Genomic DNA, 11,971 nt, shown 5'->3' with positions numbered 1-11,971 from the left:
ATCGGTGGTGGTCGCGGTGCGGGAGTGGGCGCGGGCGTCGGCCTGCTGACCGGCAGCGCGGCCGGTTCCAACGCGGCCAACGCCTCCGGCTACGCTACGCAGCGTCATTACGACTTTGCCTATCAACAGTGCATGTACGCGAAAGGCAATCACATTCCGGTGCAGGGCCGTTTTGCGGCACCGACCTATCAAAACCCTGGTTACCAGAATCCGTCGCCGCAATACAACCCTCCGCCACCGCCGCCTGGACCGGGCTACGGGTATCCGCGTTACTGATTTACCGTTAGTGTCTCCTCCCCTCCCATGAGAATGGGTTACCCGTGCAGCGTGAGTTGCGCGGGTTTTTTCATGGAAGAGTGAAAAATCGACAACCTCTTTGCGACACGTTCATTGCGTGGCAAAACCGTTTAAAATCTGCGCCTGATCATTTCCCTGGACTTGCACGATACGATCATATTTGCCGATGCCGTTGTACGGCTCGGCTGCTGCTTGTGTGCCGGCCATGCCTCGGCTTGCCGGACGTATCGATCATTCCTATAAGAACATGTCCGATCCCGTTACCGTTACCGTTGCCGTTTATTTTGTTGCCTCACCGCTGCAATATCTCGCCGCGAAGCGTATTGCCGAGCGCTTTGAACAGGGTGCGCGTCAGATATTGGTCTGGTACAAGCCAGGATTGAAACAGGTGGTCGATCCTGAAGAATGGGATGCCTGCACTTACATGTCATGGCCACGCTGGGAGCCGCTGCCGGGAGCATTCGGCCGTCATCGTCGTTTGCGCGCCAATATCGCCATGATTGCGAATCTGGTTGGCAAATGCGATCGGCTTGTCATCCATAGTGCGGTATTTGATACCGAAGCCATCAACTATTTTCTGCACGCCCTGCCGCAATCCAGCGGCGCAGATGACGTCCATGCGCGCATTCTTCCGGATGGACTGATCAGCATTCGGCGCTATCCGCTGAACCTGCACAAACGCATTGCCCAGCGGGTACGCCGTCTGCGGCGCTTCCTTGCACCGGAGTTGGTATATCAAACCTTCAGCGGTGATCGCATCGGTTCCGACGCGCCATTCGTCGATCGCGTGTATGTACTGCCAGGATTGCCGCATGAATATCCGCACGACAAGGTCGTCGAATTGCTGCCACTAGTTGATGTCGATGTTTCTGCGCAAGACGTCGCCCAGGACGGTCGCAAACGAGCACTGGTGGTTGGTCAGCCACTGGTCGGTGCCGGTCTTCTGGCACCTCGGGATCTCGCCCCGCTGACAATTGAAATCCACGACTGGCTTGCCGCGCAGGGAATCACGGATGTCGATTACAAGGGACATCCGAAAGATCCAATGCGGGAGTTGCAACATTCCGACTATCGTTTGATCGAGCCGAATGGTGCCCTTGAATCCTGGATGGCTGCAACACGTTATGACGCGGTGGTTGGTGTGCGCTCTTCGGCGTTGATGTTTGCCCGGCAGATTTATCCGGAATCAGTGCAGGTCAGAGCGTTTGGCTGGGATCGAGTGAAATTCAAGTCCGAGCAGGAATGTACGGATATGAAAAATGCGTTTGTATTGTGTGGCGTAGACGTGGTTTGAACAACAGTTAATTGACGCACTGGCAGCTATACTAGTGGCCCTCATACGAATACCCATAAATATACCTAAGCGTATCTGTATTTGATTCGTTCGGCGTACCTGGCGAATTATTAAGCGCACTGATGACGATGATTTTCCCTACACAAAAACTTTTGCGGGCGCGCGTCTGGCTGCTAACGGCAGTATGTTTTGTACTGCCGATGAAAGCCAGTTTTGTATATATCTTAAGTGCCATCTTGCTGGTCGTTTGGCTGTTGGAAGGACGTTTTGCCGAAAGGTCGCGGGCGGTTCTTCAATCCAAATTATGTCTCGCGTTTGTTGCCTACTACCTCGTCTACATATTGGCGATGTTATGGACCGAAGAAACCGCCAAAGGTTGGTCCATGGTTGATCGGCAGACACCTTTCCTGCTATTTCTGTTGTATTGGAGCAGCGCGGAGCCGACATATCGGGAGCGATATATTTCAGCATTGATTGCCGGGCTCGGAGTGTGTGCGCTGCTGGCGAATTACAATCTTCTGCAAATGTACTGGTTTACCAATTGGCCGTCCGGTATTCATGTTGTTAAAAGCACGTACGATACGGCGCCATTTGTTGATCGCATCCTGTACACACCGATTCTTGCGCTTGGCGCCTATTTTTGCTTGTCGCGCGTTTTCCAAACGACGGGCAGCGCACGTCTGGTTGCAATTGTGATGACTGCGATACTCATCTTCAACCTGTCGTTTTCTGGCGGTCGCTCGGGCATGGTGATGTTTGCCGCATTATTCGTGTTGTTTGTATTTGAACGAATCCGTCGACGCAGTGTGGCGCTTTTAGCTTGCGCGATCATTTTACCGGTCGTCTTTTTTACGGCATATAGCACGCAATCCTATTTCGCAAAACGCGTCGATGCCGCGATTACAGATATTCGCTCATTCCATGAAAATCCGGATACGTCGGTCGGGTTGAGGCTTGTTTACTGGACGACCAGCTTTCATGTATTTGTCTCGCATCCATTGTTCGGCGTAGGTAGTGGCGATTTTCAAAAAGAATATACCGCGGCCAAACCGGCAAAATGGGCGATGACTCCTGACTCATTCAATCCGCATAATCAATTTCTGATGACGGCGGTGACCACCGGTTTGCTGGGGCTGTCGCTGTTGCTGGCAATTTTCTATCAAGCTGCACGAGCCGGCTATGACGTGCGCATGACGACTTTCCTCATCGGGTTCGCAGTAGTTTGCCTGTTTGAAAGCTATTTATGGCGCTCCAATACGGGACTGACTTTTTGCGTGATGACAGCAGTTCTGGCTAAAAAAGATAAGGTCCTTACTTCATGATTCCTTTACGAATTGCATTCGTATCGGTGCATCCAAGTTTGCGTAGGTTTCGCAATGACGGTTCGTTCATCTACCGCTGTGAAAATCTGGCACTTGCGCTGAATGCATTGGGACATAAAACCAGTTTGCTGCATGTCAGTGCGTTGTTGGTCAGAAGCGATTTCGACGTGGTCGTTTTTCTGAGGCCCGAACGTTCATGGATGTTCGACCATGCTGTGCGTCGTTTGCGCAAGCGCGGCGTGATGTTGATTGCCGATGTGGATGATTTGATCTTTGATCCGGATTGTGCGGATTTTCGACCATCGATCCGTAACGGGAAAACGAATCAAGAGGAAGTACGCGAGGCGTTTGCCATCAATGCCGAAGCGATGTCCATGATGGACAAGGTACAATTTTCCACGCAGGAGCTGAGACGTCGTTATCGCGCGTTGTATCCGAATGCGGTGTGTAATGTAATTCCGAACAGTGGTTATCGGAGCTGGAACAAGATAACGCCGAATCCGGACACCGGTCGTAATATTTCCTACTTGGTAGGCACGCGCACGCATGACCGCGATTTTTCAATCGTGGTGCCGGTGTTATTACGCTTGCTGGAAAAACACCAGGATTTGACGGTGCGACTGGTTGGTCCCATTGATGTCGGTTTGAATCATCCGCGCGTTGTACGGCTCGAACGGGTGAAGTTCAGCAAATACGCCGAACTGGTGCGCGACAGTTACATCACAATCGCACCATTGGAGGACACACCGTTCAATCAGTGCAAATCGGCCATCAAGGCGACGGAAGGCGCGATGATGAATGTACCGACTGTGGCCTCGCGCGTGGGTGAGTACAACAATATCGATGTGCTCGGTCTGCTAAAAGCAGGTACACCTGAAGAGTGGGAAACGCAACTCGAATTCGCGCTGGATGCTGAAAATCACCGTCAGTTGAGCGACGGTTTACGCGAGCGCATGCGCGCGTACGGAGACATCGACCGGCATGCCGTTCAGTTCATTGACTTTGTGACACACTAGACGGCGCTGTTAACGCTATTAGCTGTCGTGCTGCCTTTACCCACCTATTAACTGGTCGACAGACTGAACGTGAAACGAATTCTCATCATCCGCACCTCCGCAATCGGCGACATCGTCTTCGCATCCCCCATTGCCGAGGCATTGAAGCGAACCTATCCGCAGGCACACATCGCTTGGCTGGTAGAGCCGGGAACGGATACGCTGATTCGTCCTGATCCGCATATTGACGAACGCATCCTTTGGCCCAAGGCGGAATGGAAAGCCTTGTGGCGCGATGGACGCCGGATGGAAGTGTTCCGACGCATGCGCGCCTTTCGCACGATGTTGCGCGAGCAGCAATTCGATGTCGCAATTGATCTGCAGGGCTTGTTGAAAAGTGGTGTCCTCGCCTGGATGACGGGTGCGCCGCGACGTATCGGCCTTGGGTCGCGCGAGGGCAGTCAATTCTTGATGACTGAAATCGTTTCACGTGGCGGTGATTCAGCGCGTATCAGTTCCGAATATCTGTATCTTGCACAACAGCTTGGTCTCGATACCGGCGACTTCATGCCACAGCTGTATCTTGATCCGAATGTCGAAGCGCGCGCGCTGGAACGTCTTGCTGCCAACGGGGTGACGCCCGGTAAATACGTCGTCTTTGCCGCTTTTACGACGCGGCCGCAAAAGCACTGGTTTGTCGACGCGTGGCAAAAGCTGGCACCGACGGTAAAACAGCAAACTGGATTGACGCCGGTTCTATTGGGCGGTCCCGCCGATCGCGAAGCGGCAACGGAAATTGCAGCCGGCGCACCGACGATCGTCAACCTGGTCGGACAGACCAATCTGGCGGAAGCCGCGGCCGTGTTTCGTCACGCGGGCGCAGTCATTGGCGTCGATACCGGACTGACGCACATGGGCATCGCCTTTGCCCGGCCGACCGTTGCGATTTTCGGATCGACCTGTCCGTACAGTGTGACGGGGCGCGATAACGCGCGCGTGATCTGGCTCGGCCTTTCCTGCTCGCCATGCAGGCGCAAGCCGACCTGCGGCGGTGCGTTCACCTGTTTGCGTGACATCACCCCGGAACATGTGCTGGCCGAACTGCAACTGGCGATGGGCAAGGCCGCATGAAGATCCTGCACGTCGAGGCCGGCAAGCACTACTACGGTGGCGCACGTCAGGTTGCTTACATCATGGAAGGGCTCGCACAGCGCGGCGTCGAGAATTTTCTGGCGTGTCCGATCGGCGCAGAGATCGCCGACGCAGTCGGCAAGACAGCACAGGTCCATCAACTTGCGATGGGCGGCGATACCGATTTCGGCATGGCATGGCGTCTGGCAAAGTTGATTCGTACCGTGCAGCCGGACATTGTTCATCTGCACAGCCGTCGTGGTGCCGATTTGTGGGGCGGTATTGCAGCGCGTCTGACCGGCACGCCATGCATCCTGTCGCGACGTGTCGACAACCCGGAGTCGCGCCTGCAGGTGGCGCTCAAGTATCGACTTTACGATCACGTCATCACGATTTCCGAAGGAATACGGCGTGTACTGCTCGATGAAGGACTGTCGCCACAACGCGTGACGTGTGTGCGCAGCGCGGTCGATGCTGCGCCTTATTTGAATCCGGTCGATCGTGCCGCTTTCCGCCGAGAGTTCTCGTTGCCGGATCAGTCCATTATCATCGGCATGGTGGCGCAGCTGATTCCGCGCAAGGGACATCGCTATCTGATTGAAGCGGTTGCCTCATTGCGGGGCAGTTTTCCCGATCTGCGCGTGCTGCTGTTCGGCAAGGGGCCATTGCAGAGCGAACTTGAAAACGAGATAGAAAAAAACGGCCTGGGCGACATCATCCGTTTTGCGGGGTTTCGCAACGATCTGCCGCAATGGCTGGGCGGACTGGACATCCTGGCGCATCCGGCCGATATGGAAGGACTGGGCGTGTCGCTGTTGCAGGCATCTGCTGCAGCGGTGCCGATCGTCACCAGCCGCGCCGGCGGTTTGCCGGAGGCAGTGGCAGAAAACGTCAGCGGCTTGCTGATTCCGCCTGGCGACGTGCCTGCTTTGGCATCGGCATTGCGACGCTTGCTGGAGGATGCCGACTTGCGCAAGGAAATGGGTCAAGCCGGGCGCGCCCGCATTCTGGCGGAATTCTCGATCGATGCGATGGTAGACGGCAATCTTGCGATTTATCGCAAGGTACTGGCCGATCGATCCTGATGTCGAGCAGAGTTTCCCGTGCCGTTATGGATGCCGCAGACCGGGTATCATTCCGGTCATTGCAATGGCGTTTGCCGAATTTTGCCGAATACCAGATTTCACATCGATAAAACCATGAACAATCTCGAACTTTTGCGCAACGCGCTGAATGATCACCAGAACGTGATGAAGCAGCTGGAATCCCTGCTGCCGCAAATCGACACGGTGGGCCAGGTGATGCGTGAGTGCCTGCAGCGCGGCAACAAGATCCTGCTGATGGGCAACGGCGGCAGCGCGGCCGATTCGCAACACATCGCCGCAGAAATTGTCGGTCGCTACAAGCGTGAACGACGTGGCTTGCCGGCGATTGCGTTGACGACGGACACATCGATCCTGACCGCGGTCGGCAATGATTACGGTTTCGACTATGTTTTCTCGCGTCAGGTAGAAGCGCTATGTGACCCGCAGGACGTCGTCGTCGGTATTTCAACCTCGGGTAACAGCGGCAACGTGGTCAAAGCAATCGAAGTGGCGAAGCAGATTGGTGCCATTACGGTTCTTTTCTCCGGCGGCAGCGGCGGCAAGCTGGCGGATATGTGCGATTACGCGCTGGTCATGCCATCGAAGGAAACGGCGCGCATCCAGGAAGCACATCTGTTTATTGCGCACAGCGTGTGCGAAATCATGGATGTGGAGTAAGGCCATGCACGCGCAATTGCTCGACGTTGTTCGCAACAAGCTCGCTGCCAGAAACGATAAAGCGTGGGCGCTGGTCATTGGCGACCTGATGCTGGATCGTTACCTGATCGGTGAAGTCGAGCGTATTTCTCCCGAAGCGCCGGTTCCGATCGTATTGCTGAAGCAGCATTACGATCGCGTCGGCGGCGCTGCGAACGTTGCGGCCAATCTCGCCAGACTCGGTGTCGTTACCCGTATTGCGGGCTGCACGGGTAATGACACCGATGGCAAAACGTTGTCCGACATGTTGTCCGCGATCGGTATCGCACCATCCGGCATTCTGCAGTCCGCACATCGTCCGACGACGACCAAGACACGCATCCTCGGCGGGCATCAGCAAATGATGCGGCTCGATCAGGAGAGTCGCGCACCGATCAGTGCGGAAGAAACACAGCAGTTGTTCGATCTCGTGCTGCAACAGATCGAACAGCAACCGGCTGTTGTCATCCTTTCCGACTATGCAAAGGGCGTGTTGAGCACAACGCTGTGCGAAAAAGTGATCGCACGTTGTCGCCAGCTGAAGATCAAGGTGCTGGTCGATCCGAAAGGTCTCGACTTCAGCAAATATCGCGGTGCGACCGCCCTGACGCCGAACAAGCGCGAAACTGCCGAGGCGTGCAAGGTCGATCCGAAAGACAATCAGGCATTGCTGGCCGCCGCCACCGCACTGCAGCAGTCGCTGGAACTGGAATTCCTCGCAATGACGCGAGGCGAAGAAGGCATTTCGATTATCGATGCGACACACACGCAGCATATTTCTGCCACCGCCAAGCAGGTATTCGATGTATCCGGTGCCGGTGACACCGTTATTGCCACGCTCGCCGCAGGCATGATCGCCGGATTGACGCATACGGAAGCGTTGCAACTGGCGAACATCGCTGCCGGTATCGTGGTCGGCAAGGTCGGCACTGTGCCGATCACGCGTGAAGAATTGCTGCATGAACTGATCGCGCAGGGTTCGACCGCGCAAGTCAACAAGATTCATGATCTGGATAGCCTGAAGGCGCAAGCCGATGCGTGGCGTGCAAGCGGGCAGAAGATCGTATTCACCAATGGCTGTTTCGATCTGTTGCATGCCGGTCATGTGACGTACCTGGAAGCTGCCCGCAAGATGGGTGATCGCCTGGTGCTGGGTTTGAACACCGATGCTTCGGTGCGCACTTTGAAAGGCCCGACGCGGCCGGTGATTCACGAAGCCGATCGCGCGCGCGTGCTCGCCGGACTGGAAGCAATTGATGCCGTCATTTTATTCGGCGAAGACACACCGCTGAATTTGATCAATGCAGTTCGGCCGGACATTCTGGTCAAGGGCAGTGACTATACGGAAGACCAGGTGGTCGGCGGCAAGGAAGTCAAATCCTGGGGTGGCCGCGTCGCATTGGTCGACGTCGTGCCCGGCCGCAGTACATCGAACATCATCGACAAGCTTGCGCACTAGTGAAAGCGTTGCACTCGGATAGCGGCGCATTCAAAACAGGAATCCGTGCAATGCAGATTGTGCGGATTTTTTATTTGCGAAGAGAAAGTATTCTGAAAAGCTTCGCATGCGGTGACATGTGGCGACACCTTATCGCGCGGCGTACAATAAAAACAGTGTGCTGACGGGGATCAAAATGAAAAAAGTGGAGCTGAACCAGTTGCGTGTCGTCTGGTACCAGGATTCGATTTCAGGCGAAACGTCATCGGCCAATTATCGCGGCACAACGCAGAATTTCTGGGTACATCTCGAATACTTCCCGCGAGAAATTACCGAAGCGTATTTACTGGACGACCACGAGGAACGGCCGCATCCGCAGGCAAACTGGGCCTACGCGCGCGGCATTCTGGTGTAAGTATTGCGGTAACGTCATGCAGCCTGCGCGATGCAGGCTGTCACCCTCTTATTTCGGAAACATCTCGAACGCTTCACCGACCTTCAGTGCAACGAGGTCATACAATGAATGACGTGGTTGCGGTCCGGCACGTTCAAATCCTTCAATCGTGTCGGGCTCGACACCTTCAGGCGGCGGGACAAACTGCATCCAGTCTTCATAACCCGGATGCTCCTTCAGATTGCGATTGAGTTCATCCAGAAATTCCTGCGTGCTCAGTTTTCTTTCAGCCATGGCAACCTCTTCTCGAAGAATGACGGTTCCAGCTTAGCACGATGCGCACCTTCTGCAATGTGCGCCGCGGCACATGAGATCAGGTTTTGTAGACGCCGCAGCCGATGATCAAATCTTCATAACGATCGAGATACATCGACTTCGCTTCGACCTGCTTGGAAATCGGGTTGAGGAACATGTAGTCCTGCCAGCCCTTGCCTCTTTCCGTAATGATCTTGATGCGCTCGCGCACATACAGATTGCCGGCGCCGTCCTTTGCATCGATCAGGTCTTTGCCGATCAATGCAGGGTTGGCACCGTGAGCAAGGTTTCGGCCGTGCATGTCGTAGACAACGACATACAGATCGCGATCGCAGTAAGGACCGAGCTTGTTGCTGATGTCGGCAAAGGCTTTCTCGCGACCATGTTCATGCATGGCTTCGATCGCCTTGCCGACCATGTCTCGCGCTTCATCCATCGAACCGTGGCTGCCGCTCTTGATGGTAAAGATGCCAACAACGTTGTTCAGTTCCGTGGTCTGGTTCTGCAGCGCTTCTGCAGCGGCAGCCGCTTCCTCGACCAGCGCAGCATTCTGCTGCGTGACCTGATCCATTTGGACAATCGCCTGATTGATCTGTTCGATGCCGCTACTCTGTTCTCGACTGGCCGTACTGATTTCCGTCATGATGGCGTTGACGCGCTGGATGCTGTCGACGACTTCCGTCATCGTCGTGCCGGCATTCGCAACCAGCCGGCTGCCATCCTGCACCTTGCTGACGGAATCCTCGATCAGCGTCTTGATTTCGCGCGCAGCGGTTGAACTGCGTTGCGCCAGACTGCGTACTTCGCCGGCGACGACGGCAAACCCCTTGCCCTGTTCGCCGGCACGGGCTGCTTCCACTGCTGCGTTCAATGCAAGGATGCTGGTCTGGAACGCGATGCCGTCGATAACGGAAATGATGTCGACGATTTTCTTGGACGACGCATTGATCGAATCCATCGTGTTGACGACTTCGCCAACGACCTTGCCACCTTTGACCGCGACTTCCGATGCGGTGCGTGCCAGCTGATTGGCTTCGGTGGCATTGGCGGCATTTTCCTTGACGGTCGATGTCATCTCTTCCATTGCCGATGCGGTTTCTTCCAGCGCACCGGCTTGCTGTTCGGTGCGCGACGACAGATCGAGATTGCCGTCGGCGATTTCGTGCGTGGCGGTTGCCAGCATCTCGGTACCGCGGCGGATGTGCCAGACCACGTTGGCCAGTCCCTGGCCGATGCCGTTGATGGCGGTCAGCAACTGGCCGATTTCGTCACGTCGATCGGTTTCGATGCGCGTCGTCAGATCCCCCGCAGCAAGTTGCCGGGCCACGTGGGTGGCTTGCGCCAACGGCCGGTCAATCATTTTTCGGATGACGGCATACAGCAATGCGGCGAGGATCAGTAATGCAATCAGTGCCGCCAGTGCAGACAGATTACGCAGCGAGGTGGCTTCGCGCGAGAACTCGTTCGCATCGGTTTCGCCGACAACAACCCAGTTGCGATCCTTGAAGTAAGTGAAGATCGCCATGCGTTCGGCTGCACCTGAGGTGGCCGGACGATAGCGAATCACGCCGTCCTTGCGATCCAGTATTTCCTTGATGAAGTTGCGACCGTCGATGTCCTTGTCGGTGAGGATGTTCTGGCCTTCGCGTTTGGCCGCAATGACCAGCTTGCCGAAATCGCTGCCACTGCTCGCGTCGAGCACATAGTAGCTACCAGTCTTGCCGACTTTGAGCGACAGCAAACGGTCTTTGATCATCGATGGATCACGCGTCATGCCAATTATCAGACGACTTTTTGCATTGACCTCGTCGGCAGCAGAGCGCTCGAGCAGATCCGTGGTCGCGCGGCCGTTTGCCCAGACGAATATGCCGAGAAGCAGCGCAATCATAAAAAACGAAATGGTGGAAAGCTTCGCTCCCACTCCGAGCCTGGAGAAATATCGTATGAGGCGGTTCATCACTACATCCATTCACAAGCTAGATTGCGGTATTGAATCATTCCGTACGGGAAACATAATAACCGGATATGGGAGTAACGATGAATGATGGTGGCCACAATTAAACGCGCTTTTATCAGCGTATTAAGCGCTTTTAGTGCCTGTCGCCACCTGATCTCCCCTAAGCGGTCGCATGCCTCGCCATATAAATTGGCGTTGTTATGATGTATATCGGCTGTTTTTTGCAAAACGATAGCCGTTCACGAAGAGTACTAGCGTCGGAGTGGCAAAGCCCGAATTTTTTGGAAGTCGACTGGCAGCGGCCAGACAGAGGCGCTAAAAAACCGGCGACGGGGAAAGTCGCCGGATTTGTGATGGTCAGAATTTATAGCCGACCGAGAGGAAGCTGACGTAAGGGTCGAGTGTCAGTTTGGTGCGAGACCGTGTGATCACGGTGCCTGCTGCATTCCTGCCAGTGATTTCTGCATCCGTTTCCAGCGGAATGTAGGACAGGGAAAAGCCGATCGACCATCTCTTGTCGAGGTTGTAAGTCACACCGATGTTTGCGACTGGAGCCCACGAGGAACTCAAGTCGGCCGATGCTGAGCCCGGGCCGCCCAATACCGGTGGCGTCACACGAGCTTGCAAGGCAGGTGACAGCTTGACACTTGTGTACCAGACGTGGGTTGCACCAATGCCAACGAACGGCCGCCATTTATCTTCCGCCTGACCGAAATACCACTTCGCAAGAATGGCCGGACTCCATTGTTTGGCGCTGCCAAGATGGCCTAATGATTCTAATGAACCTTCGCCCTTCAGGTTAAATTTTGGTGGAACACCCGCGTCCAGCGTCAGTGCGAAGTTGTCGGTAAAGAAGTGCGTGAAAGCCAGGCCAACAGTATCGGCATCACCGACGGAGGAGCCGCTGTTAGGTATCGCACCAATACCCGGCTGGCTGAAACTCAAAGGTTTGCTGGAATCGTCCGTATACAGATGAAACCACCCCAGATTGACAATATTGTCTCCCGCGCTCTGGGCGGCTGCGGGCAAAGAAAACGCCGCCATGAG

11 protein-coding genes and 1 pseudogene are annotated in these 11,971 nt (G+C 55.2%); 9 read left to right on the top strand and 3 right to left on the bottom strand.

All coding sequences use genetic code 11. From position 1 onward, the window contains the following. The 9 genes and pseudogenes from VN114_RS03925 to VN114_RS03885 all read left to right on the top strand — a co-directional run. Positions 1 to 276, top strand: a pseudogene (locus VN114_RS03925) (hypothetical protein); the annotation flags it as partial. A 268-nt stretch (positions 277 to 544) separates the two neighbouring features. Beyond that, positions 545 to 1,591 carry a polysialyltransferase family glycosyltransferase gene (locus VN114_RS03920; RefSeq protein WP_325512200.1) on the top strand — a complete coding sequence of 349 codons (1,047 nt, stop codon included), beginning with the start codon at positions 545 to 547 and terminating at the stop codon, positions 1,589 to 1,591. Positions 1,592 to 1,713: 122 nt separating this feature from the next. Further along, positions 1,714 to 2,913: an O-antigen ligase family protein gene (locus VN114_RS03915; protein WP_325512198.1), complete on the top strand. Its 1,200-nt coding sequence runs from the start codon at positions 1,714 to 1,716 to the stop codon at positions 2,911 to 2,913. Then, positions 2,910 to 3,929 carry a hypothetical protein gene (locus VN114_RS03910; protein WP_325512197.1) on the top strand — a complete coding sequence of 340 codons (1,020 nt, stop codon included), beginning with the start codon at positions 2,910 to 2,912 and terminating at the stop codon, positions 3,927 to 3,929. Before VN114_RS03915 ends, VN114_RS03910 begins: the two co-directional genes overlap by 4 nt. A gap of 69 nt (positions 3,930 to 3,998) precedes the next feature. Further along, positions 3,999 to 5,039 carry a lipopolysaccharide heptosyltransferase II gene (gene waaF, locus VN114_RS03905; protein WP_325512195.1) on the top strand — a complete coding sequence of 347 codons (1,041 nt, stop codon included), beginning with the start codon at positions 3,999 to 4,001 and terminating at the stop codon, positions 5,037 to 5,039. Continuing rightward, positions 5,036 to 6,124 carry a glycosyltransferase gene (locus tag VN114_RS03900; protein WP_325512193.1) on the top strand — a complete coding sequence of 363 codons (1,089 nt, stop codon included), beginning with the start codon at positions 5,036 to 5,038 and terminating at the stop codon, positions 6,122 to 6,124. Before waaF ends, VN114_RS03900 begins: the two co-directional genes overlap by 4 nt. Before the next feature lie 114 nt (positions 6,125 to 6,238). Further along, positions 6,239 to 6,802, top strand: a complete 564-nt coding sequence (locus VN114_RS03895; RefSeq protein WP_325512191.1) for a D-sedoheptulose 7-phosphate isomerase — start codon at positions 6,239 to 6,241, stop codon at positions 6,800 to 6,802. Positions 6,803 to 6,806: 4 nt separating this feature from the next. Continuing rightward, positions 6,807 to 8,279 carry a D-glycero-beta-D-manno-heptose-7-phosphate kinase gene (gene rfaE1 / locus VN114_RS03890; protein WP_325512189.1) on the top strand — a complete coding sequence of 491 codons (1,473 nt, stop codon included), beginning with the start codon at positions 6,807 to 6,809 and terminating at the stop codon, positions 8,277 to 8,279. A gap of 175 nt (positions 8,280 to 8,454) precedes the next feature. Beyond that, positions 8,455 to 8,673 (top strand): hypothetical protein, encoded by a 219-nt coding sequence (locus VN114_RS03885; RefSeq protein ID WP_325512187.1) that lies wholly within the window; start codon positions 8,455 to 8,457, stop codon positions 8,671 to 8,673. A gap of 48 nt (positions 8,674 to 8,721) precedes the next feature. Here the strand turns inward: VN114_RS03885 and VN114_RS03880 are convergent, their stop codons facing one another. From VN114_RS03880 to VN114_RS03870, 3 genes are all read right to left on the bottom strand, one after another. Next, positions 8,722 to 8,946 carry a hypothetical protein gene (locus tag VN114_RS03880; RefSeq protein ID WP_325512185.1) on the bottom strand — a complete coding sequence of 75 codons (225 nt, stop codon included), beginning with the start codon at positions 8,944 to 8,946 and terminating at the stop codon, positions 8,722 to 8,724. A gap of 79 nt (positions 8,947 to 9,025) precedes the next feature. After that, a complete protein-coding gene (locus VN114_RS03875; protein WP_325512183.1) occupies positions 9,026 to 10,924 on the bottom strand; it encodes a methyl-accepting chemotaxis protein in 1,899 nt (632 codons plus the stop codon). A gap of 357 nt (positions 10,925 to 11,281) precedes the next feature. After that, positions 11,282 to 11,971, bottom strand: a 690-nt coding sequence (locus VN114_RS03870; RefSeq protein ID WP_325512181.1) for an OmpW/AlkL family protein, incomplete at its 5' end; no start/stop codon positions are given.

This window comes from Oxalicibacterium sp., assembly GCF_035565035.1.
Taxonomy (GTDB): domain Bacteria; phylum Pseudomonadota; class Gammaproteobacteria; order Burkholderiales; family Burkholderiaceae_D; genus Oxalicibacterium.
The sequence above is the reverse complement of the archived record's forward strand: the minus strand, read 5'-3'. Positions and strand labels throughout refer to the sequence as shown.

Excerpts from the sequence above, each read along its gene's own strand:
- VN114_RS03920 (WP_325512200.1), top strand. The coding sequence starts at position 545 with ATGTCCGATCCCGTTACCGTTACCGTTGCCGTTTATTTTGTTGCCTCA.
- VN114_RS03915 (WP_325512198.1), top strand. The coding sequence starts at position 1,714 with ATGACGATGATTTTCCCTACACAAAAACTTTTGCGGGCGCGCGTCTGG.
- VN114_RS03910 (WP_325512197.1), top strand. The coding sequence starts at position 2,910 with ATGATTCCTTTACGAATTGCATTCGTATCGGTGCATCCAAGTTTGCGT.
- VN114_RS03900 (WP_325512193.1), top strand. The coding sequence starts at position 5,036 with ATGAAGATCCTGCACGTCGAGGCCGGCAAGCACTACTACGGTGGCGCA.
- VN114_RS03895 (WP_325512191.1), top strand. The coding sequence starts at position 6,239 with ATGAACAATCTCGAACTTTTGCGCAACGCGCTGAATGATCACCAGAAC.
- rfaE1 (WP_325512189.1), top strand. The coding sequence starts at position 6,807 with ATGCACGCGCAATTGCTCGACGTTGTTCGCAACAAGCTCGCTGCCAGA.
- VN114_RS03885 (WP_325512187.1), top strand. The coding sequence starts at position 8,455 with ATGAAAAAAGTGGAGCTGAACCAGTTGCGTGTCGTCTGGTACCAGGAT.
- VN114_RS03880 (WP_325512185.1), bottom strand. The coding sequence starts at position 8,946 with ATGGCTGAAAGAAAACTGAGCACGCAGGAATTTCTGGATGAACTCAAT.
- VN114_RS03875 (WP_325512183.1), bottom strand. The coding sequence starts at position 10,924 with ATGAACCGCCTCATACGATATTTCTCCAGGCTCGGAGTGGGAGCGAAG.